This window comes from Pseudomonas sp. GM41(2012), assembly GCF_000282315.2.
Lineage (GTDB): Bacteria > Pseudomonadota > Gammaproteobacteria > Pseudomonadales > Pseudomonadaceae > Aquipseudomonas.
The window spans coordinates 229,284-249,782 of record NZ_AKJN02000006.1; the positions used below are offsets into that span (position 1 = coordinate 229,284).

The 20,499-nt window shown below is 55.3% G+C and carries 20 protein-coding genes; 12 read left to right on the top strand and 8 right to left on the bottom strand.

Annotated features, from left to right (window positions below; translation table 11 throughout):
• Positions 1 to 158 precede the first annotated feature (158 nt).
• Positions 159 to 977 (top strand): alpha/beta fold hydrolase, encoded by an 819-nt coding sequence (locus PMI27_RS24545; RefSeq protein WP_008146614.1) that lies wholly within the window; start codon positions 159 to 161, stop codon positions 975 to 977.
• Positions 978 to 1,069: 92 nt separating this feature from the next.
• Here the strand turns inward: PMI27_RS24545 and PMI27_RS24540 are convergent, their stop codons facing one another.
• Positions 1,070 to 2,446, bottom strand: a complete 1,377-nt coding sequence (locus tag PMI27_RS24540; protein WP_033053256.1) for an MFS family transporter — start codon at positions 2,444 to 2,446, stop codon at positions 1,070 to 1,072.
• Positions 2,447 to 2,934: 488 nt separating this feature from the next.
• Between PMI27_RS24540 and PMI27_RS24535 the strand changes: the two genes are divergently transcribed.
• Together PMI27_RS24535 and PMI27_RS24530 are read left to right on the top strand one after the other, a co-directional pair.
• The gene (locus tag PMI27_RS24535) at positions 2,935 to 3,876 is read left to right on the top strand and encodes a LysR family transcriptional regulator (RefSeq protein ID WP_008146607.1); all 942 of its coding nucleotides are present in this window, start codon (positions 2,935 to 2,937) and stop codon (positions 3,874 to 3,876) included.
• Between the two features lie 111 nt (positions 3,877 to 3,987).
• Entirely contained in the window at positions 3,988 to 5,097 is a 1,110-nt protein-coding gene (locus PMI27_RS24530; protein WP_008146605.1) for an MFS transporter, read from the top strand.
• Between the two features lie 89 nt (positions 5,098 to 5,186).
• Here PMI27_RS24530 and PMI27_RS24525 read toward each other — a convergent pair whose 3' ends face one another.
• Complete coding sequence (locus tag PMI27_RS24525; RefSeq protein WP_008146603.1) at positions 5,187 to 6,065, bottom strand: LysR family transcriptional regulator; 879 nt, start codon at positions 6,063 to 6,065, stop codon at positions 5,187 to 5,189.
• A gap of 146 nt (positions 6,066 to 6,211) precedes the next feature.
• Between PMI27_RS24525 and ripC the strand changes: the two genes are divergently transcribed.
• Positions 6,212 to 7,048: an itaconate degradation C-C-lyase RipC gene (ripC, locus tag PMI27_RS24520; protein ID WP_008146601.1), complete on the top strand. Its 837-nt coding sequence runs from the start codon at positions 6,212 to 6,214 to the stop codon at positions 7,046 to 7,048.
• Between the two features lie 15 nt (positions 7,049 to 7,063).
• On the opposite strand, the gene PMI27_RS24515 is transcribed toward ripC, so the two are convergent.
• Positions 7,064 to 7,954: a LysR substrate-binding domain-containing protein gene (locus tag PMI27_RS24515; protein WP_008146599.1), complete on the bottom strand. Its 891-nt coding sequence runs from the start codon at positions 7,952 to 7,954 to the stop codon at positions 7,064 to 7,066.
• A 162-nt stretch (positions 7,955 to 8,116) separates the two neighbouring features.
• Here PMI27_RS24515 and PMI27_RS24510 point away from each other — a divergent pair, with 162 nt between their 5' ends.
• From PMI27_RS24510 to PMI27_RS24500, 3 genes are all read left to right on the top strand, one after another.
• The gene (locus PMI27_RS24510) at positions 8,117 to 9,283 is read left to right on the top strand and encodes a CaiB/BaiF CoA transferase family protein (protein WP_008146597.1); all 1,167 of its coding nucleotides are present in this window, start codon (positions 8,117 to 8,119) and stop codon (positions 9,281 to 9,283) included.
• On the top strand, positions 9,280 to 10,119 hold the full coding sequence (locus PMI27_RS24505; RefSeq protein WP_008146595.1) for an FAS1-like dehydratase domain-containing protein: 840 nt from the start codon (positions 9,280 to 9,282) through the stop codon (positions 10,117 to 10,119). Before PMI27_RS24510 ends, PMI27_RS24505 begins: the two co-directional genes overlap by 4 nt.
• A gap of 214 nt (positions 10,120 to 10,333) precedes the next feature.
• Positions 10,334 to 11,704: an MFS family transporter gene (locus tag PMI27_RS24500; RefSeq protein WP_008146593.1), complete on the top strand. Its 1,371-nt coding sequence runs from the start codon at positions 10,334 to 10,336 to the stop codon at positions 11,702 to 11,704.
• Between the two features lie 213 nt (positions 11,705 to 11,917).
• Here the strand turns inward: PMI27_RS24500 and PMI27_RS24495 are convergent, their stop codons facing one another.
• Positions 11,918 to 12,832 carry a LysR family transcriptional regulator gene (locus PMI27_RS24495; RefSeq protein WP_008146590.1) on the bottom strand — a complete coding sequence of 305 codons (915 nt, stop codon included), beginning with the start codon at positions 12,830 to 12,832 and terminating at the stop codon, positions 11,918 to 11,920.
• A gap of 186 nt (positions 12,833 to 13,018) precedes the next feature.
• Here PMI27_RS24495 and PMI27_RS24490 point away from each other — a divergent pair, with 186 nt between their 5' ends.
• Positions 13,019 to 14,029 carry a zinc-dependent alcohol dehydrogenase family protein gene (locus tag PMI27_RS24490; RefSeq protein WP_008146588.1) on the top strand — a complete coding sequence of 337 codons (1,011 nt, stop codon included), beginning with the start codon at positions 13,019 to 13,021 and terminating at the stop codon, positions 14,027 to 14,029.
• Positions 14,030 to 14,156: 127 nt separating this feature from the next.
• Here PMI27_RS24490 and PMI27_RS24485 read toward each other — a convergent pair whose 3' ends face one another.
• A complete protein-coding gene (locus PMI27_RS24485; RefSeq protein WP_024164531.1) occupies positions 14,157 to 14,525 on the bottom strand; it encodes a DUF6124 family protein in 369 nt (122 codons plus the stop codon).
• A 556-nt stretch (positions 14,526 to 15,081) separates the two neighbouring features.
• Here PMI27_RS24485 and relB point away from each other — a divergent pair.
• Positions 15,082 to 15,273, top strand: coding sequence for a type II toxin-antitoxin system RelB family antitoxin (gene relB / locus PMI27_RS24480; protein WP_007902309.1), 192 nt, complete (start codon positions 15,082 to 15,084; stop codon positions 15,271 to 15,273).
• Positions 15,263 to 15,532: a type II toxin-antitoxin system RelE/ParE family toxin gene (locus tag PMI27_RS24475; protein ID WP_008157277.1), complete on the top strand. Its 270-nt coding sequence runs from the start codon at positions 15,263 to 15,265 to the stop codon at positions 15,530 to 15,532. The genes relB and PMI27_RS24475 overlap by 11 nt, the downstream gene beginning before the upstream one ends.
• Before the next feature lie 323 nt (positions 15,533 to 15,855).
• On the opposite strand, the gene PMI27_RS24470 is transcribed toward PMI27_RS24475, so the two are convergent.
• The 3 genes from PMI27_RS24470 to PMI27_RS24460 all read right to left on the bottom strand — a co-directional run bounded on the left by PMI27_RS24470 (position 15,856) and on the right by PMI27_RS24460 (position 18,156).
• Positions 15,856 to 16,476: a glutathione S-transferase family protein gene (locus PMI27_RS24470; RefSeq protein ID WP_008157274.1), complete on the bottom strand. Its 621-nt coding sequence runs from the start codon at positions 16,474 to 16,476 to the stop codon at positions 15,856 to 15,858.
• A 98-nt stretch (positions 16,477 to 16,574) separates the two neighbouring features.
• On the bottom strand, positions 16,575 to 17,456 hold the full coding sequence (locus PMI27_RS24465; RefSeq protein ID WP_008157273.1) for an NmrA family NAD(P)-binding protein: 882 nt from the start codon (positions 17,454 to 17,456) through the stop codon (positions 16,575 to 16,577).
• A 58-nt stretch (positions 17,457 to 17,514) separates the two neighbouring features.
• A complete protein-coding gene (locus tag PMI27_RS24460) occupies positions 17,515 to 18,156 on the bottom strand; it encodes an HD domain-containing protein (RefSeq protein ID WP_008157271.1) in 642 nt (213 codons plus the stop codon).
• Between the two features lie 105 nt (positions 18,157 to 18,261).
• Here PMI27_RS24460 and PMI27_RS24455 point away from each other — a divergent pair, with 105 nt between their 5' ends.
• Positions 18,262 to 19,305, top strand: coding sequence for a DJ-1/PfpI family protein (locus PMI27_RS24455; protein WP_033053259.1), 1,044 nt, complete (start codon positions 18,262 to 18,264; stop codon positions 19,303 to 19,305).
• A 268-nt stretch (positions 19,306 to 19,573) separates the two neighbouring features.
• Complete coding sequence (locus tag PMI27_RS24450) at positions 19,574 to 20,446, top strand: DNA/RNA non-specific endonuclease (protein WP_008157267.1); 873 nt, start codon at positions 19,574 to 19,576, stop codon at positions 20,444 to 20,446.
• The last annotated feature ends 53 nt before the right edge of the window (positions 20,447 to 20,499 follow it).

Genomic DNA, 20,499 nt, shown 5'->3' on the forward strand with positions numbered 1-20,499 from the left:
GTCGACCAAGGCCCTTGCGTGAATACGAGTGATAGGTTTGGCGTATGTAAGCCTTACCGAATCAGGAATTTACAGATGGCTCGATTCCCTTGAAATTGCGTGTCTGGCTGCCGGCAATCCAGGCTCGGCCCAACCTTTTCGCTCAAGGAGTCAACAACGTGCCCTCACCAGAAACGTTCACTCACGTGCAACTCCCCCTGACGGTGGAGGGTGTCCAACTGAACGTGGCCGCCCTCCATCGCGACGGCGTCCTGGCGCCGATCGTGTTCCTGCATGGTTTTGGTTCGACCAAAGAAGACTATGCCGACATCGTGCAGCAGCCCGCATTCGCCGGTCACCCTTTCGTGGCTTACGACGCACCGGGTTGCGGCGAAAGCCAGTGCAGTGATCTGTCCAGGATATCGATTCCCTTTCTGCTGCAGACGGCGCTGCAGGTGCTGGCGCATTTTGGCATTGAACGCTTCCATCTGGTCGGTCACTCCATGGGTGGGCTGACCGCGCTGATGCTGGCCCATCAGTTTCCGGGCCGGGTGCTCAGCTTCGTCGATATCGAGGGCAATATCGCCCCGGAAGACTGCTTCCTCAGCCGACAAATCATTGACTATCCGAGCAACGATCCCGAGGCGTTTTTCGCGGCCTTCATTGAACGTGCCCGGCACGCCCCGGCCTATGCCAGTGCGCTTTATTCCGCGAGCTTGCGGCACAAGGTGCGTGCTGGTGCGGTGCGAGGGATTTTCCAGTCGATGGTCGATCTCTCCGATAATGCCGATCTGATGGGCAAATTCCTCGGGTTGAAATGCCCAAGGATGTTCATGTACGGCGAACAGAACGCTTCGTTGTCCTATCTCTCGCATATCCAGGCCGAGGGTGTCCGGCTGGCACCCATTCCTGATTGCGGGCATTTCCCGATGTATTCCAACCCCGTCGCGATGTGGCAACAGATCTCTGATTTTCAGGCGAGCAGCCTTACCGGGTGAGTCTGGTCGTCCTGAGGGCTTCCTGCGCTTGCAAAAAAGGGCCCATGGATCTCATGGGCCCTTTTCAATTACCTGCTGTAATCGTCAGTGTTTCAAACGCTCGCAGCGTGCGACTTTGCGCAACCCTTCAAACCGGTGCGTTCTTCGACCTCGCCGGAACCGCTGATGTACCCGTAGCGCGACAGGTTCGGCATCAGCATCGCGGCGATGAAAGTGATGGTCACAACGGCTGCGACATAGAAGAAGAAATACTCCTCAATGCCTTGGGACCGGAGTGACAAGGCTACGTACTCAGCTGTGCCGCCGAATGCCGCGTTGCCGACGGCATACGGAAAGCCCACGCCCAATGCGCGTACCGCAGGCGGGAACAATTCAGCTTTTACAATCCCGGCGATAGGGGTGTAGAGCGACGCAATAGCCAGGCCACCAAACACCAGCAAGAATGCCGTAAACGGGCTGCTGACCGATTGCAGGGAATAGAGCAGGGGAATCACCAGCACCATGGCCAACCCGGAAAACATCAGCATGTGCGCCTTGATCCCGATACGGTCAGCGAGCAAACCAAAGAGCGGCTGGCAGAACATGAAGCCGACCAGGGCGGCGGTCATGATGAAGCTCACCGTTTCCGGACTGAAGCCAGCGGAAATCACCAGAAATTTTTGCATGTAGGTGGTGAAGGTATAGAAATACAGCGATCCGCCGATGGTGAACGCCACCACCAGCGCGACCGCCCGTTTGTGCTTGAACATGCCGCGTAGCGAGCCGGCGTCTTTGCGGTTCATGTCTTTCTTGGTGGCGGTTTCATGCATTGCACGCCGCAGATACACCACGACGATTGAGCTTAGCGCACCGATGAAGAACGGAATCCTCCAACCCCATTCGCGCAATTCTTCGCCGGTGAGGGTTTGCTGGAGAATGACCACAGTCATCAATGCCATGAGCTGACCGGCAATGATGGTGAAGTACTGAAAGGAACCATAAAAACAGCGACGACCAGGTGTCGCGATCTCACTGATGTAGGTGGCACCGGTTCCGTACTCTGCCCCTACCGATAAGCCCTGAATGAGTCTGGCGACGACGAGCAAAACCGGTGCAGCCACACCGATGGTTTCATAGGTCGGCATGACGGCAATCAGCAGGGAGCCGGCGCACATCATGAACACCGAAATAATCATCGAAACCTTGCGGCCGCGAGTGTCAGCGATCCAGCCGAAAATCCAGCCACCGAGCGGGCGCATGAAAAAGCCGACGGCGAAGACGCCGGCAGTTGCGAGCAACTGACTGGTGGTGTCGCCTTTGGGGAAAAACGAAGCCGCAAAGTAGATGGAGGTATAGGCGTAAATGAAAAAGTCGTACCACTCCACCAAATTGCCCGAGCAGGCACCCATGATGGCTCTGACGCGATTCGGACTTTTCACCGGATCGGTCTTGGCAGCGTGGCTGGTTGAGTCTGTGGTTGATGCGGACATGATGTTCACCCTTTCTTCAAGGCGAGACGATACGAGGAGCACACTGAGGCGTCTCCGACGTTGTTAGCTCGACGGGTTGATGTGCTTAACGCAGCGGCTTTGACCTGTTGACGATCAAGGCAAATGAAGAGGGGGGATGTACGCGAGAGGTCAGTTGCTCGCTGACTGGATGAGCCGGGTAGCTCAGGCAAAGATGAACGATGTAGATCATGGCACAAGCCCTCGAATCTTATTCTTGTAGTGAGTCGAGCGCTCTTTGGCGCCGACGTTGATTGCACGCTACCGCAGAGTCAGGTGGGTAATAAGCCGTCAGGCAGGCCTAACTGATATACCTAAATTCTATAGCTTGGCATGCAGCCCCGACGGGCCGGGGGATACAGCTGGCTCGAAAGCCTTGAGACCTCACGACACGCGGTTTGCGGGGCACTCCAGGGCCTGAAAATACGATTACACTCACAACACTTTCGACGCATATCGCGCCGAGCCCGATGCTGACTGGCCTGGTAATGGATGTCGTTCAACTCAAAACCCTGATTCATGTGGCCGAACTCGGCAGTCTCAGCAAGGCCTCCGACCGGCTTCACATCGCACAACCGGCACTTAGCCGGCAAATTCGATTGTTGGAAAAAGAGCTCGGCACCTACCTGTTTGATCGACATGGACGAGGCATGGAGATTACCGATGCCGGCCGCGAAGTGCTGGCGCATGCCACCCGCATCATGGAAGAAATGGAGTCCATTCGAAGTTCTGTGGTGGGCGGAAAGACCTCTTTTCGGGGAACGGTCGTCATCGGTACGACGCCGACGGTAGCGGAAATTGTCACCGTTCCGTTGGTACGCAAGATCAAAGAAGCGCATCCGAATCTCGCCGTCAGGTTTTCCTCAGCCTTCAGCGGCTATCTGCTGGATTGGGTTCAGCGTGGCGAATTGGAACTGGCGATTTCTTACGATCCGCAACCCTTGCATACGCTGCGTATCGTACCGGTGATGATGGAAAACCTGCTGCTGGTCGGCCCCGCCAGCGCCAACCTGCGTCTTGATACGCCGGTGTCGTTCGAGTCTTTGGCTGAGCAGCCATTGGTGTTGCCGAGCGCTCGACATAGCCTTCGCGTGATTCTGGATGATTGCGCACGAGAAGTCGGGATCAAGCTCAAGACCAGTGTAGAAGCGGATTCCTTTGGCGCGATGATCGCCTTGGTCTGCAATGGGTTCGGCTTGACCGCTTTGCCTTTGGCATCGATTTACACGCAAATCGAAGCGGGTGTGCTCAGTGCAGCCCCCTTGGTCGACCCCATTCCCATGCGCAAACTCGTTCAGGTTTTTCCTGCTGACAGGCGTGTCAGTCCGGCCGCCAAATTTGTCGGGGATGCCTTCATCGAGATTGCTGCCGATCTGGTCAGTCGCAAGATTTGGGCCGGGCACATGCTTTGAATTCTCGGTCAATTTGTTAGCCCCTCCGTGTAATAGCTTCTCACCACTGATGACACTGCCTTGAACCATCAAACGCGACTGCCTGGCGTATTCGGCATTTTTATATTGGGGATGCTGCAAGTTCTGGTCTGGGGAGGTTCGTTCTTCCTGATGGCCGTCATGGCCGATCCGATCATGAGAGAGACCGGTTGGGCCAGCCAATGGGTGTATGGCGCGCTGTCGCTGAGCATTCTGGTTTCCGCGTTGCTGGCGCCATTGACTAGCCGGCTTATCGCCCGCTACGGCGGCCGCCCCATCCTGGCCAGTAGCGGCCTGGGCGTCGCCATCGGGTTGTTTCTGATGGCGAGTTCGACCTCGTTGCCGATGTTTCTTTTGTCTTGGGCAGTGATTGGCGTCGGTATGGCGCTGGGGCTGTATGAAGCACTGTTCGCCGCCTTAGGGTCTCTGTACGGGGAGCGGGCGGGCAGTGCGATTACCGGGATCACGCTTATTTCAGGGTTTGCGACAACGCTGTCATGGCCTGCGGTTGCGCTGGTCATCGAACACGTTGGCTGGCGCACGACGTGCGTGGCTTATGGGGTGATATTGGTCATTGCCGTGGCACCGCTTTATCTCTGGGTGCTGGCGCGTGGCGCGGGGCCACTCGCAAAAAGCCATGCAATGAGTGATGAAAACCTCTCAATCGACCGGCGGATCTACCTGTTGCTCACGCTGATTTTTGCGTTGGGTGCAGTGATCATGACGGCGATGTCGGTCCAGCTGATTTCATTGTTGCAGGGGCAGGGCTACTCACTTGCCGCCGCCATCGGGTTGAGCGCCTTGCTGGGGCCGAGCCAGGTAGGCTCGCGCGTTCTGCAAGTGTTTTCGCGAAAGCGACACCCGATCTGGACGACATTGATCTCCGTGGTATTCGTGGCAATCGGTCTGTTGCTGGTGACCATCGCGCCGGCAATGACCGCGCTGGGGCTGGTGGTCTACGGCGCGGGTAATGGTTTGCGGGCGATCGTTCGAGGCCTGCTGCCACTGGCCCTGATGTCGCCCACCCATTATGTTTTGCTGATGGGGCGCATGGCTCGGCCTTCGCTCATTGGCCAGGCCTTGACACCCCTTGCGGGCGGTTACCTGCTGCAGACCTGGGGCGCTGGCGGTGTGCTGGCGGGCCTGACGTCGTTGGCCGTATTGAATGTGCTGTTGGTGTTTTTGCTCATTCGGTTGGTGTGAAACAACTGATCACTTCATGATGGTTTTTTGCCCTTCACAATGACCGCTTTCGAAAGCAGTCGGCTCCCATAGCGACGCAGAGCGTGTGGTTAACTGACTGCACAATTTATAAAGTTCTGCAGGAACATCGAGTTGTCACTGCGACGCCAGGCGAGTGTAAGCCGGGCGATAGGTGATACATCATTTATCTCTTTGAAAACCACCCCTGCTGCATGCACTTGCTGCATCGAAGCCGGTACAAGCGAAACACCCAGTTCTGCCGCTACCAAATGTACGACAGAGGCAAGTTGTGGAGCGCTTTGTCCCAGAATCGGATCAAAGCCCGCATCGCGGCAAGCAGCGATAACGGTGTCGAACAAGGTAGGTCCTACTTCTCTGGGATAGAGAATGAAAGGGTCCTGGCTGAGATCTTTCAGGCTCAATTTTTTCTGGCGTGCAGCCACATGATCTTTTGGCAGAACCGCGAGCAACGGTTCCTCCGAGAGAGTTCGCATCGTCAAATGATCAGCTTCAGCTATTCCCGGGCGAATAAAAACCGCGTCCAGGTCACCTTCCTTAAGGCCTGCCATTAATCGAATGGTATTGCTTTCCTCCAGGGTCAAATCGACATCCGGGTATGCCCGCCGAAAATTGCGAATCGCGGTAGCCACGACCGGATTGAAACTTGCGGATGCAGTGAAACCTATGCGCAGCGCCCCCAACTCGCCCCGAGCGGCTCGTTGAGCCGCATGCGTTGCTCGCTCTACCTGAGCCGGTATGTTTCGAACCAGGTCATGAAACGCCTGCCCAGCCGCAGTCAATTCTGCGCCTTGCGGGATTCGGTGAAATAACCGGGTGCCCACCTCACGCTCCAGGTCGCGGATCTGCAAGCTCAATGGAGGTTGTCCGATGCCGATTTTCTGAGCCGCGCGGGTGAAATTCTGCTCTTGAGCGACGGCTAGAAAGTAGCGGATGTGACGTAGTTCCATAGGTAGTAGCGCCATAGGTATTTGTAAAACATATGAAGATCAACAGCTCCATACAATAGTCCATTGGGATTCGTCTAGCTATGGTGGTTCACGCCGGCAAGGACCACCGCAGGCCTTGCCGCACCTCACCACCTCTGGAGTAGAAAATGTCCGTACGTTTGCGCAGTGCTCTTTTCACGCCGGCAACACACCCTGAACGTTTCGCCAAAGCCGAGGAGGTGGGCGCCGATCTTTTGATCATTGATCTGGAAGACGCGATAGCGCCTAAAGACAAAAAAAGTGCTCGTGCTACTGCGTTCACCACACTCAATGCGGCCAAAGAAACGCCGTTCCCTTGCATTATTCGTATCAACGGGCTGGATACGTCTACGGGGCTTAGTGACGTGCTTGAACTGTTGGCAAGTCCGGTTCAGCCTGAATTTCTGTTGCTTCCAAAAACCGAATCTGCTGCACATTTGCAGATAGTGGACCGTCTGCTCAGCGAAAAGGGACTCAACACCAAGTTGATCGGCTTGATCGAAAGTGCGGTCGGACTCAAGGCGGTATCAGACATCGCTCATGCAACGCCCCGGCTCGCCGCACTCATGTTCGGGGCGGCGGATCTGGCGGCGGATCTAGGCTGTGGACCCTTTGCAGCGAATCTCACGTTCGCACGTGTATCGCTTGTGAGCGCGTGCGCGACAGCGGCTATCGCTGCTATCGATTCTCCTTTTTTCGATATTCGCGACTTGTCCGGGCTTGAGCGGGCAGCGCTCCAGGCTGCCGACATGGGGTTTGCCGGTAAAGCGGCGATCCACCCGAGTCAGGTGGCGGCAATCAATCTCGCGTTTACACCGACCTCCGATGAAATCGATGAGGCACGGGCCGTTCTGATCGAAAACCAACGGGGTGTCGGGCAGGTGAACGGTGTCATGGTCGATGAGGCGGTCGCTCGTAACGCTCGACGCGTATTAGCCCGGTCAGGCCAATCTTTTGAGTTGTAATCGCCCAAAGCGTTTTTATGTGCTCGGCTGACAAAGAATCTCTATCAGGTGATCTCGCAACACATTCTTTTCACGCGGGTTGCGCTGTACGCACACTCGTAAATCACGCTTGGCCCATCCCTCCACAAGATCGATAACCTGAAGACGATCCAGGTCTGCTGGCTCTAACGCTGAGCGTGGGGCGATGCCGATACCGGCGCCCGATGAGACCAGGCGAGCTATCGCCCGAAATCCGGAGACCTGGACGCGCACATCTAATCGCCCGCCAAGGGCGCTGGCGTGACTCATCAAAAAGGTATGCAGTGCTGCGCCCGATTGAAGGCTGATGAATGGGAGCCCCAGGCATTCGGTAAAGCTCACCGAATGCTGGTTGGTGAATCGCCCGTTTAGCGGTGCTAACAAGACTAACTGGTCCTGCCGGTAGGGCAGAAATTCCAGATCTGGATGCTCGGACTCCAGGGCTACCACTCCGATGTCGGCACGGCCTGCGGACACGGCTGAAATAATGTCATGGCTCAATCGCTCCTCAAGGGTGATGCGGACATTGGGGTACTTGGAGAAAAAGCGCGCCAGGTCATCCGGCAAATATGAGCTGATGGCATTGTTGTTGGCAAAAAAGGTCACATGGCCGATCAAGCCATTGGCGAACGGTTGCAAGTCAGAGGTCATCTGTTCCAGCTGTGCCATGCAGCGTCTTGCATGTTCGACCAGCACATGACCCGCCGGGGTCAACCCCACGCCCCTGGCCTGACGCAGCAGCAAGGGTGTCCCGAGGCTGGCTTCAAGCCCTTTTATGCGCAAACTGACTGAGGAGGGAGCGAGGTTACAGCGCTCGGCGCCGCGCGACAGATTGCTTTCCTCGGCGACGGCCAAGAAGACCTTCAGGTCGATCAAGTCGTACAACATTGCGTTAGTCTCCGGCGAAACCATGATGGTTTTGTCTAATTTAACCTTTCGTAAGTCTCGCAGTGTTTGTATTTTACAAACGCTGTCTTCGTAAATGCTCGCTGCTCCCCTGACCGTGATTTGCCCATACTTGTGCATGCAAACTGTCAATGGGAGTACCTGATGTCCACTACAAAACCTTTAAAAGGCATTACCGTCGTTTCCATCGAACAGGCGTTGGCGGCGCCTTTGTGTACCTGTCGTTTGGCGGAAATGGGCGCAAGGGTCATTAAGGTAGAGCGAGCAGAAGGGGACTTTGCCCGCGGATATGACGACGCTGCCAAAGGACACTCTTCGTATTTTTTGTGGACCAATCGAGGCAAGGAATCGCTGGTACTGGATTTCAAGAATGCCGACGACGCGATGCTATTGAAACGGATCATCGCCAGCGCTGATGTATTCGTGCAAAACCTGGCGCCCGGAGCCCTTACTCGTGCAGGGTTTGACAGTGCGGAGCTGCGTACAGTGAATCCACAATTGATCACTTGCGACATCAGTGGTTACGGTACAGAGGGGCCCGCCAGTGGTTTGAAAGCGTATGACCTGTTGGTCCAATGCGAAAGCGGTCTGGCCGGCATCAGCGGTTCACCTGAGGGCTATGGCCGCATCGGCGTGTCGATATGCGATATCGGGGCAGGTTTGAATGCTGCGATTGGCGTGCTTTCGGCGTTGCAATTACGAGAACGAACCGGGCAGGGCTCCGGGATTTCCGTTTCGCTGTTCGATGGTGCTGCGGACTGGATGACAATTCCCTACCTGCACGAGATTTATGGCAATGGCGCTCCTACACGCCAGGGTCTGCGCCACCCCTCAATTGCTCCATACGGCGCTTATACCACTGGCGATCAGCGAGACATCGTGATCAGCATCCAGAACGAACGCGAATGGCAGCAGTTTTCTAACCTGTTCCTTGAAGGCACTGGTGCATCTACTGATCCTCGTTTTGCATCCAACACAGAACGCGTCCGTAACCGAGACGCTCTGGATGCGCTTATCAGTGCGTCCTTCGCCAGCCTGAGCGCCGAACAGGCGATTCACAAACTGGGTCAGGCCAATACCGCTTTTGGTCAGGTGCGCTCCGTCGCCGAGATGGCAGAGCATCCGGGCCTTCGTAAATGGCCGATGGCAGTCGAGACCGGAGACGTCGAGATGATTGCTCCTCCGGTACGCGCTCCTTGGGACGAACAACGATTCGAAAAAGCTCCGCTCCTGGGCGAACACAGTGATCGCTTGCGCGAAGAGTTCCAGGCAACAGCAGCACAGAACAAACAAGAGGAGGTCCCTGCATGAGCACTATTGATCTTCAACACCTGCGCCAATGGATCGGCAAGACCCATGTCGACCACGATGTCCTGTCTTCACGCCATGCGCGTTTGATGGCTGCAACGCTGGGCATCCCACAAAGCGATTTGGTCTCGGGTCATCCATTGCCGCCCTTGTGGCACTGGTTATATTTTCTTGACGGGCTGGCGCCGCAAGAGTTGGGGCGTGACGGTCACCCGGCGCGAGGTGGCTTCTTGCCTCCGGTGCCGTTGCCGAATCGTATGTGGGCCGGTGGACAGCTTGAATTCAAGAAAGCGTTGCCGCTGGATGGAAGCGTCGAGAAACGCTCCAGTATTGTTTCGATCGAGCACAAACAAGGTCGTAGTGGCGAGCTGGTGTTTGTCACCGTATTGCATGAAATTTTGCATGCCGGCGAAGTTGCCATTTCTGAACATCACGACATCGTCTACAAGGAGGCAACTCCAGTCGACTCAAACAAACCTATCGCCGCGATGCCGCAAGCCACTCATTCTTATGAATGGCTGCCTACCTCAACCACGTTGTTTCGCTATTCAGCACTGACTTTCAATGGTCATCGTATTCACTATGACGCTGATTACTGTCGAGAGGTTGAACGTTACTCGAGTCAAGTAATACATGGTCCGCTGAACGCGACTCTGCTGGCAGGCTATGCCGAACGTATCTCGGGGAAACCCGTAAAACTATTTAATTATCGAGGTGTTCGTCCTGCCTTGCTGGGTGCGACGCTGACATTAAATGCCGTCCATGAAGGTGACGACTTGCTGTTATGGGTCAGCTTGCCTGACGGCGCAGTTTCGATGCAGGCGCGCGCCAGTTTTTGAGTCTGCATTGCAGTGAGAAATACACGATGAAGTCACATCAAGGTGTTTGCCGTTTCAGTTGAAATAGACTTTATCCTAAATGGTTTTGTTAATTGATTAGATGATCAAGCAGGCAGTCTGTGCGAGTGGCTTTTGTCTTCGCACGGACTGTTGTTGGGCTGGTGGTTTGGCGCGTAAGTGCGTCAACAGATTATTTCCGCTCGTGGAGATTGAAATGATAATAATAAGTAATGCTGATAACAGTGCTGTCAAATGTCCTCCCATCACCAATAAAACACGGGTTCGAGCGATACTCGGAGCTTGCTCGGGCAATTTGGTTGAATGGTATGATTTTTTTATCTATGCCTATACGTCTATCTATTTTGCTTCGCTGTTTTTTCCGGCAGGAGATCAAAACAGTCAACTGTTAGCAACGGCGGGGATTTTTGCCGTGGGCTTTTTCATGCGCCCACTTGGTGGCTGGATATTTGGTTATATTGCCGATACGCGCGGTCGAAAAATATCAATGATCATTTCGATTTTCATGATGTGCGGTGGGTCATTGATGATCGCGATCATGCCAACGTATGAATCGATTGGTGTCGCGGCACCCATCCTGTTGGTTATAGCCAGGTTGATGCAGGGCCTTTCAGTGGGCGCGGAGTACGGAACAGGCGCCACTTACATCAGTGAAATGTCGACTGCCGGGCGTCGATCATTTTTCGGTTCATTCCAATACTCCACAATTATTGCCGGTCAGCTACTTGCGCTGCTGACAGTTGCTGTTCTTCAGCACGTATTGCTTCCCGAAGATTTGAAAGCCTGGGGTTGGAGAATTCCATTTCTCATCGGAGCGATTAGCGCCATTGTGGTCGTATTTCTACGGCGATCCATGACCGAAACGGCTTCAGTAAAAGAAATGAAGAGTAAGGAGGCCGGGTCTATTCGAGCATTGTTAAAGCATAAGCGGGCCGTCATTTTAACGGTGGCTATCACCATGGGATGTTCGCTGTACTACTATACGTTCACATCGTATATGCAGAAATACTTGGTGCTGTCAGTGGGGATGGATGCGGGGACGGTCAGTTTCATCATGACGTCTGCCTTGGTGTGCTTCATGATTTGCCAGCCATTTTTCGGCATGCTGGCAGACCGTATTGGCGTGAAAAAAAGCATGATGATATTTGGTGGTTTGGCAACATTGTTGGTTGTGCCGATTTTAACCACGTTAAAGACTGTATCGAGCCCGTATGCGGCCTTTGCACTTGTTATGTCAGGGCTCCTTGTCGCTGCCTTCTACACGCCCGTAACTGGCGTACTTAAAGCAGATCTTTATCCGGCCTCGGTCAGGGCACTGGGCGTTGGCCTGCCTTATGCGATCGGCAATGCATTGTGTGGTGGTACCGCGGAGTATGTGGCATTGATGCTCAAGTCGATGGGGATTGAAAGTTACTTCTTCTATTACGTAGCTGCATTGGTGTGCGTGACGTTCATTGCTTCGTTGTTAATGCCTGATTTGCGTAAGCATGGGTATCTGGATGGCACTGGAACTGTCGAGGACAATTTCGCGAAGTCGCCTGGGTACGGTCGTAGTGCGCACTCGTAAATTAGATCTGAGGTAACTACTGCGCTTTTGCCACTGCCGCATGTGCCACGCACACTTGAGGCAGTGGTTTTTTTGATGATTTGACCACCTGTAACCCAGGTGCTCGGACAGGGACCTTTACGCCACTGTCAGCCATGCACGCTGCTCAGATACTCAAACAACTTGGCCGCTTCCGGCGCCCGTTGCATAGGAGGACATTGAATGGCCGGTTGTCTATCGCTCTAGCCAATCAGAGTAAAGCAACGGGAAGTGTTCCTGGAGCCAGTCAAGAAAGACTTCCACCTGTGGGGCCAGGTGCGTGCGGCTTGGATACAGCAACGTCACCGGACGAGGTTGAGGCCGGAAAGGTTTCAAAATCTCCACCAGGGCGCCGTTAGTCAAATATTGGTCGACTGCAATACCCGGTACTTGAAGGATCCCGAAGCCTGCGACACCACATTGGACGTAAGCATTTGATTCGGTGACGGCGATTCCGGCATGGCTGATATAGGTTCTGTCCTGGCCATCAACCGAAAAGTGCCACGGGAGAGTCCTGTTGTTTTGGCCGGACAAGAAAGTAACGCCCCGATGGTCAACCAGATCCTCTAGTTCGGTTGGCTCGCTGTGCTCGTGCAGATACTTGGGGGCAGCGCATGTCACCATTGTTGCCATCCCGATCGGGCGGGCTATCAAGGTGGAATCCGGCAGCTCACCTATGCGTAGAGCGCAATCTATCCCTTCGCCCACTAGATCAACCGTACGATCGGTCACGCCGAGCACAAGGTTGATCTCTGGATAAATCTTCGTGAATTCTCTCAAACGGTCAATGAATTCAATCTGTGCGAATGCGCTTGGAATGTCGATGCGAAGCCGCCCCCCAAGTGTGGTTCCAGAGCGGTCAAACATTGAAGTCGCTTCCGAGATACTCCCGAGAATTTCCTTTACCCGGTCGTAAAAGCGTTCGCCTTCCGCCGTCAGTTTCACCTGGCGGGTGGTGCGCTGAAACAAGCGAACGCCCAACGAAGTCTCAAGTTCCTGAATATATCGGGTGACTTGAGGACGCCCGATTTGCAGCGACTCCGCCGCTTTGGTGAAGCTTCCCAGCTCGGCCAGCCTGGCAAACAAACGCATCGATTGAAGCAGTTCCATGACCTTCCTCATTCAGTATTGGCGAGCCGGGATTTGGCCTCTCAGGCATGACAATTGTTGCCGCTGAAAAGAACAATCATGTCATTTTGCACGCATTTATTGCGTTCTGCCAAAGCTGAACAATTGCGCCAGGGTGCAGCAGATCAATTGATCGAACTGTTCCTCCCACACTTTGGAGAACTGCAAATGAAGGCTTGGCTACTGAAAGATTTCGGACTTGATAACCTTGAACTGGGAGAAGTACCGACCCCACAACCAAAGTCCGGTGAGCTGTTGGTGAAAGTCGGAGCCGTTTCCCTGAACTTTCGCGACAAGGCCATCGTCGATGGCATTTACGAACCTCACAGGGTTCCGAAACCACTGATTCCTGTCAGTGATGCAGCGGGCACAGTGGTTTCGGTTGGTGACGGTGTAACGCGCTTCAAGATTGGCGATCGCGTCAATTCGCACCTGTACTCTCGATGGCTGGATGGCGCACCGGGGCCGCATGAGCCCGATTACTGCTTCGGCTCACCGCTGCCTGGCGGTTTGGCTGAATACATGATCATTCATGAGGATAGCGCGGTGCGTGCGCCGGACAATATGTCTGACGAAGAGGCTGCAACCTTGCCTATCGCCGCACTCACTGCCTGGTACTCGCTGGTCGACTTTGGACAGATTGAGCCTGGGCAGACCGTGCTCGTGCAAGGCACCGGCGGGGTATCGATTTTTGCCGTGCAGATTGCTGCTGCCCTCGGCGCCAAGGTGATTGCAACCTCTAGCAGCGATGACAACTTGAAAACGGTGAAAAATCTGGGCGCCGTTGCAGGGATCAACTATCGAACCACCCCCAACTGGGAAGATGAAGTGCTCAAGCTGACCGATGGCAAGGGCGTCGATCTGCTGCTCGATGTAGCCGGTGGAAGCAGCATCAATCAATCTGTTGCCGCTACCAAGGCTGCAGGCCGTATTGCGCAGATTGGCTTCTTGACCGGGCAAACTGCCCAAGTGAATCTCATGCCACTCATCTTCCGCCAGACGACCATTCGCGGTATCGCCGTAGCTCCGCGCTCTTCATTCGATCGGATGAACGTGTTTCTAGACACGCACAAAATTCGCCCTGTTATCGATCAGGTCTATCCGTTCGAGAAGGCTCGTGAAGCTTATGAGCATCTCGCCAAAGGTGCATTTGGGAAAGTAGTGATTACGATCGCTTGATGACAATCAGGGGGAGGGGCTGGCGGATTACCCGAGACGACGGCACCGATTGATAGCCCGACCACCACGTCATTGGATAGGCTGCTAAACAGCGAGGGCGCAAGCGCCCTCGCTACCCGCCTGGCGACTACCCAAGCTTGTGGTTGTCCAGTACTCGATTGACCGCTAACTCACCCAACATGATCATCCGTTGCAGCACCAGCATCGTTTGCCGTCGCGGGCCGTCCGTTATGTCGGCGAGATCGTTGACCATGGTGCTGGCTGATGCCAACGATTCACAGGCTTCGACGAGCAACGTTTCGTCATCCACCGCTGCGTCGATGGTGAAAATGGTGCTGGGCTTGTAGGGCGGTATCTGCGTTTTCGACGCCCCGGGGTCGAGGTAGAAGCTGAGTGCGCGGTCGGCCGCCTCTTTCATTTTCTTGGGGTCAAGATCAAGAAAGGCGTCGTAGGGTAATGGACTGGTATTCGGGGGGTTGGGCGTTACCTTGAACATAGTTAAAACTCCTTATGCCGTGAATAAAGAGCCAACCAACCTCGCTACCAAACGAAGGGTGGTGGCCATACGCAGGTTGGTAGACCGGGACATAAGGAAACCGGCGCACCCGAAGGTGCCCTGCGCAAGACCACCATAATGCCGAGACGAAAAAAACGCCGCGAATGGTGATGCTGTGCATACCTTATATCCGGGCTACCAAACCCGATCACTGTTTTGCAGTGACCAGCAAACGATATAGCCCGGTACCAAGTCGCACAAGCCGGCGGATTCTGGCGTACGCGTAGGCAACGACGCAAGGTGTTGTAGCCGCTTATGACGTAACACCGAGTGTCTTTAAACGCATACGTTAAACGCATGAAAGCGTTCAAAAATTGAGGTGGCGTCTGGCATTTTTTAGGGGTTGGCTATCGCAAGCGAGAGGTTTAGTGTGGTTGCTCCCATCAGGTAGAGAGATGGGGCCACGTGGTGCTTGGCTGGGTGCACTTCATCTTGACACCCACGACAGTGAGCCACATACCGATTAGACTGCTAGGCATTGATCCCGGAGGTCACTATGAGCGCCGAACTTTCCCCCATCGTTTCAGAGTTTGAAACCGAAGAGCAGGCCGCCAGCTACGACCGTTGGTTCCGTGCCAAAGTGCAGGCGTCGCTCGATGATCCACGCCCGAATGTCCCGCATGATCAGGTAATGGCTGATATGCGATCCCTTCTCGAAGCCAAGCGCAATAAGCGCGATGCTGGTTGAGTGGCGGCCCGAAGCGCGGGCTGAACTGTGGCAAATCATTGATTATATTGGCGACCGCCACCTTGTAGCGGCCAGCGAGCTGTACCACGCCATTGAGGCTGCTACCTCAGCCCTTCCGCAACATCCCTACCTTTATCGATTTGGTCGTGTACCCGGTACGCGGGAAATTGTTGTGCACCCCAATTACTTGGTGGTCTACCGGGTGACGGATCGAATCGAGATCGTGACCGTTTTGCATGCCAGGCAAGAATACCCCTGACTCCCCATCAGGGCTGTTTGCTAGTGGCCGTGCAAAAGCTTTCCAAGAACTGAGGTAGCGTCCGACATTATTGGGGGTGTTACGGTGCGGCCGCACCCACCGCCCACTTGAAATCCTGATGAGCGCGCGGTGAGATTCTATTTGATCCGAGGGTTTTGCAGGAGGTTACCGGATTGGACACCGGCGGACGGGTATGGCGCCATGTGCCTAGGAGTAACCCTGGATTGCTGTGTGACGTTCAGCCTGGGTTTCCCAATCTGCAGATCGCTCTGTCACGTATCAACGAGCTGAAGACACCCGGTTTTCCGCTGAAAAAATGGCGCTTAGTGATTTTGAAACGCTTTCAATCCTCGCTGTACGGCGGGCCTGGCTTCGATCGCGTCGAACCAGCGTGATAAGCGTGAAAGCACTGCCCAGTCCAGCCGGTCACGCATTGATGACGCAATGGTGAACGCAGAGATGTCCGCCATGGAAAACTGATCTCCGGCCATAAAGTCGCCGGTCAGAAACCGTTCTGCATAGACAAGTTGTTCAATGACGCGCAGATCGATGGCTGTGGCCGCATCAGTCCATCCTGCTTGGCGCAGGAAAAATGCCGCATGGCTCGGCCCGATTACGTCCGTTACGAAAAAGAAGTAACGATCAAACACCCTGTCGCGCTCTGGTCCAGGATGCGCTGGTGCGAGTCGGCCGGGAGCTTTGGCATCAGCGAACTGAATGATTGCGTTTGATTGGTTGATGACCAGTGCCGGTGTCGACGTATGGTCGACCAGGGTTGGGACTTTTCCTGCCGGATTAAGCGCCAGGTACGCCAAGTCACGATGCTCATTGGCTTGCAGATTCAGTCTCCGTGCCGTGTAGGGGATACCTGCTTCTTCCAAGGCTATCGCGGCCCTCAGACTGTTGCCGGTTTGAGCACCATACAGTTCTATTGTGGGGTTCATCAGGCACTCCATTGGAAATGAATGGACAATCATTGGATGCTAAGTGAAAAGCGGCGTATGCGTATGTCTTCAAGACCAAGTGCATACGCCCATAGTGATCACACTTCGAACGCTTGCCGGTTAGCGCGTACGAAGTCACCCACTGTTTGAGGCACTTGTCCGGTGATTTCGCCGATAACCCCGTCCTCACCGCTAAAGATTCCGTTCTGGTAATCGACCGCGACTGCCAGGAAGTGCTGGATCACAAACTCCGGCAGATCGTAGGTCTCCAGATGCTGGCGATACTGTTCCAGGGTCGAAGGGTTGTAGGTGATGGTGCGGCCTACAATGCCGCTGATTTCGTCGGCAATCTCTTGATGGTTCAACTCGACAGGGCCGTACAGCGGATAGGTTTTCCCGATGTGGCCAGACGGCTGTGTGAGAACGGCGGCGATTAGCCGCGCCTGGTCTTCAGCGGCGATGGGTGCATGTCGGCCGGTGCCGTATGGCAGCGTGATCTTGTTCTCCTTCACGATCTGATCAAGCACCCACGGAAAGATCAGCCACTCGGAAAAGAACGTCGGACGGATGTGCACGGTCGGTACGCCCGACCAGTCGAGTACCCGTTCTGCGATCCAGTGGTCGCGCGCGGCATGACTCAAAGAGTCTTCCCGAGCAGAAATTTGCGACATTTCCACAACGACCTCGACACCGGCTCGCCGGGCGGCATCCGCAAAATAGGCAGTCGCCTGAATGTAGCCAGGGCGCACGGGATAGCACAGGTAGGCGCCTGTGACCCCCTCCATCGCACGAACAATGTCGTCATGTTCAAGGAGGTCGCCCACAAATATTTCGGCGCCCTCGCTCTGGAGCGCTGCGCTGCGCTCGTCCTCCTGGTGCACAAAAGCCCGAACCGCATGGCCTCCGTTGAGAAGGTGGCGAATGGTGTAGACGCCGGTTTTTCCCGTAGCGCCGGTGACGAGGTATTTACGTTGCTGCATGGTGAATACTCCAAAGTTAAGGAACACACATTGCTGGCGCCGATATCACGTATCGCCGTCAGCTATCGAAAGGAGCGTGATCAATCAGGTCGCACACATTCGGGCAATCGAACCCGTGCACGTGACGGCGTCCGACATCACCGAGCCCGGTACCAATCGCCGTGTGAGGTTTCTTCCTGGCCACTTCAGCGAGCGCTTGGGTAAACGCGGCTTTCATTCCAATGCGGGGGTAGAGGGCCAGCGTATCCTCGACCAGCGATGGCGTGATTTCCTCCATCCGTAATCCCATCACGTCGACATGGGCGCCCATGTAGATCAGGGCGATCTCTGGCTGTTTGCGGTCGGCGATGCCGGCGCTAGAGTGAAGTGCGATCGCGTCCCAAACGAGTTCGGCTTTCGATTGCGGGTAACCGTTTTCCAAGAGGAAACGGCTGGCAGCGTCGGCGCCGTCGACCTCAAAACGTTGGTCGGCTGCAAATTCGTGCGTCAGACCCAGGTCGTGCAGCAGTGCGGCGAGATAGACAGCCTCGCGGTCGTATTTCAGGCCTCGCTGCTGGCCGAGGAATTCGGCAAACCACCACGTGCGATGCACATGGTGCAGGAGCGCTGTCGAGTGAACACGTTCGACGAGGAAGGAGGCCTTGCGAGCGAGTTCAGAGTCTGGAGCGCTGAAGCCGCCGATGATCACAGGTGTACTCATGTTTGCTCCCGGAGGATGAGGTTGGCTTGCAGTTCATTCTAAATAGGCGTGCTTGGCAGAGTTGACTATTTTCAGATGATTTGTGCCAATATTCCTGCCAGGTCAATGCGGGAGATCACTGTGAGAATTACGACGAAATCAAACCGTTCCTTGGTCGGCGTGGCACAAAAAAGAGTGGTGATTTTGGGTTTGCCGCCCGTGGACTCGCTTGATGTGATCGGCCCGGCAGAGGTATTTGCCTATGCAAACAACCTGCACCGCGGCGACTCTGCTCCCTACGTCCTTGAACTCGTTTGCGCGGGTGCCCATGAACACTTGGAGAGCAGCACCGGCATCGCACTCATGGCGCACAAGACGCTTGAACAGGAGCGTCTTGAAAACAAGGCCATCGACACCTTGATCGTGACGTCGGGCTGGAAAGCCATGGATCAGCTGGATCAGACCGCCATCGAGTGGATCCGCACGCGAGCCGAGAGCGTCAGGCGAGTGTGTTCGATCTGTGTCGGCGCGTTCGCCTTGGCCGAGACAGGGCTTTTGGATGGTCGAAAGGCAACGACCCACTGGCGGATGGCGCGCAGCCTGGCTGATCGCTATCCCAACGTGCAGGTGGATCCCGACCCGATTTGGGTCAAGGACGGCAACCTGTACACCTCGGCAGGCATCTCGGCGGGAATCGATCTTGCGCTCGCGTTGGTCAGCGAAGACCTGGGCGACGACATCGCTTTGGAGATCGCGAAGAATCTGGTTCTGTTTCTGCGACGTCCAGGCGGCCAGGCACAGTTCAGCGTCGCACTCCAGTCGCAGCATGCGACCGGTTCGAACCTGGATGAGTTATGTGTATGGATCAGTGAGCATCTACATTCGGAGCTTACAGTCGAGATACTGGCAGACAGGCTCGCCACCAGTGTGAGGACCTTGATTCGCATGTTTCAGAGGGAGTTCAAGACAACGCCTGCGAAGTACGTCGAGGACATCCGGGTCGAAGCGGCCTGTCGGCAAATAGAACTGGGAAGGCGGTCGATGGAGGAGGTTGCGCGCCGATGCGGCTATCACAGTGTCGACGTACTCAGAAAAGCCTTCGTGCGACGCATGGGGGTGAGTCCAAAGGAGTACGCGCAACGCTTCGCGCCAGTTAAGGACCCCGCTTAGATAGGCCCAATGGTCATGAGCTGCTGATTCATTTGAGTCAGTAGAATGTAATCGCTGCTCAGCACTAAAGTGACTTGTCATGGTCAATAAATCCCGCACGACCGTCAGCGGTCGTACTGCTCGGAGCCGACCGGATCCGTATCGGCATTTTGATCAAGGACAGTGAAAGCATGCTCGCCGCAAGATAATCAGCAACCGCCTCCACCTGGTTCCGTGAATCGGGACTCGCCGTACGTTTACCCCTCAATCCAATTCGAAGATTAAAAGCATGCACCTACGCAAAATTGCAGTTGGGCTGTCGGCCCTTGTTTTGCTCTCGACCGGGGCAGAAGCCCGCAGTCTGCTGGACCTCCTCAAACCGCCCACCCAGCATCAGGAACAAGCGTCCCACTCAGGCTCGATCAGCCAGAACGCGGCCCTGGAACTCTATTCAAACAAACAGAAACAGGCATCGTTCGACGGCTGCGCAGATCTGTTCCCGGCCGCCAAACCGATCAACATGGCCACTGTGCCTGCAACCATGAAACCCCTGGCCCTGTGCTCTGACAACTTCGCGGTGCTGTACTCGCAAACCAGCAAGACGCCGCTGGTAGTGGTCGAACGCCTTAATGCCGCCCAGTTGCAGGATGCCAAAGGGGAGGAGCGCACCAACCAGTTCTACCCGGACCCACGCATTCCCAAGAGTGGACGGGCAGAGTTGAGCGACTACCGTAGCCAACACCCGGCCGTGGACCGTGGCCATCAATCCCCGGCAGCCGATGCACCGAACCCCAATGCAATGGCTCAATCCTTTGCGCTGTCGAACATGGTGCCGCAAGACCCCACCAACAACCGGAAGATCTGGAGTAAGGTCGAGGCGGATGTCAGGAAATTTGCCAAGCGCGCCGATGGCAATGTTTTTGTCTTTACCGGCCCGCTCTTTGACTCAGGCCACACCACCATCGGCGACAACAAGGTCTGGGTGCCGACTCGTCTGTTCAAGCTGGTTTACGACGCATCGTCCAAGCGTGCCTGGGCCTACGTACTGCCCAACGCTGAAACCCGTATCGAGCGACCGATGGACTATGACGCTTTCGTGAAGAGTACCGGGCTCCACTTGCTGGGGAATCTTCCGGTCACAGGTTCCGTAGGGCGCTCTTGATGGCTTGATGAATTACACCCCAAAGGCTGGATGCAACCGATGGGGTGTTTCAT

Excerpts from the sequence above, each read along its gene's own strand:
- PMI27_RS24540 (WP_033053256.1), bottom strand. The coding sequence starts at position 2,446 with ATGTCCGCATCAACCACAGACTCAACCAGCCACGCTGCCAAGACCGAT.
- PMI27_RS24535 (WP_008146607.1), top strand. The coding sequence starts at position 2,935 with ATGCTGACTGGCCTGGTAATGGATGTCGTTCAACTCAAAACCCTGATT.
- PMI27_RS24530 (WP_008146605.1), top strand. The coding sequence starts at position 3,988 with ATGCTGCAAGTTCTGGTCTGGGGAGGTTCGTTCTTCCTGATGGCCGTC.
- PMI27_RS24525 (WP_008146603.1), bottom strand. The coding sequence starts at position 6,065 with ATGGAACTACGTCACATCCGCTACTTTCTAGCCGTCGCTCAAGAGCAG.
- ripC (WP_008146601.1), top strand. The coding sequence starts at position 6,212 with ATGTCCGTACGTTTGCGCAGTGCTCTTTTCACGCCGGCAACACACCCT.
- PMI27_RS24515 (WP_008146599.1), bottom strand. The coding sequence starts at position 7,954 with ATGTTGTACGACTTGATCGACCTGAAGGTCTTCTTGGCCGTCGCCGAG.
- PMI27_RS24510 (WP_008146597.1), top strand. The coding sequence starts at position 8,117 with ATGTCCACTACAAAACCTTTAAAAGGCATTACCGTCGTTTCCATCGAA.
- PMI27_RS24505 (WP_008146595.1), top strand. The coding sequence starts at position 9,280 with ATGAGCACTATTGATCTTCAACACCTGCGCCAATGGATCGGCAAGACC.
- PMI27_RS24500 (WP_008146593.1), top strand. The coding sequence starts at position 10,334 with ATGATAATAATAAGTAATGCTGATAACAGTGCTGTCAAATGTCCTCCC.
- PMI27_RS24495 (WP_008146590.1), bottom strand. The coding sequence starts at position 12,832 with ATGGAACTGCTTCAATCGATGCGTTTGTTTGCCAGGCTGGCCGAGCTG.
- PMI27_RS24490 (WP_008146588.1), top strand. The coding sequence starts at position 13,019 with ATGAAGGCTTGGCTACTGAAAGATTTCGGACTTGATAACCTTGAACTG.
- PMI27_RS24485 (WP_024164531.1), bottom strand. The coding sequence starts at position 14,525 with ATGTTCAAGGTAACGCCCAACCCCCCGAATACCAGTCCATTACCCTAC.
- relB (WP_007902309.1), top strand. The coding sequence starts at position 15,082 with ATGAGCGCCGAACTTTCCCCCATCGTTTCAGAGTTTGAAACCGAAGAG.
- PMI27_RS24475 (WP_008157277.1), top strand. The coding sequence starts at position 15,263 with ATGCTGGTTGAGTGGCGGCCCGAAGCGCGGGCTGAACTGTGGCAAATC.
- PMI27_RS24470 (WP_008157274.1), bottom strand. The coding sequence starts at position 16,476 with ATGAACCCCACAATAGAACTGTATGGTGCTCAAACCGGCAACAGTCTG.
- PMI27_RS24465 (WP_008157273.1), bottom strand. The coding sequence starts at position 17,456 with ATGCAGCAACGTAAATACCTCGTCACCGGCGCTACGGGAAAAACCGGC.
- PMI27_RS24460 (WP_008157271.1), bottom strand. The coding sequence starts at position 18,156 with ATGAGTACACCTGTGATCATCGGCGGCTTCAGCGCTCCAGACTCTGAA.
- PMI27_RS24455 (WP_033053259.1), top strand. The coding sequence starts at position 18,262 with ATGCGGGAGATCACTGTGAGAATTACGACGAAATCAAACCGTTCCTTG.
- PMI27_RS24450 (WP_008157267.1), top strand. The coding sequence starts at position 19,574 with ATGCACCTACGCAAAATTGCAGTTGGGCTGTCGGCCCTTGTTTTGCTC.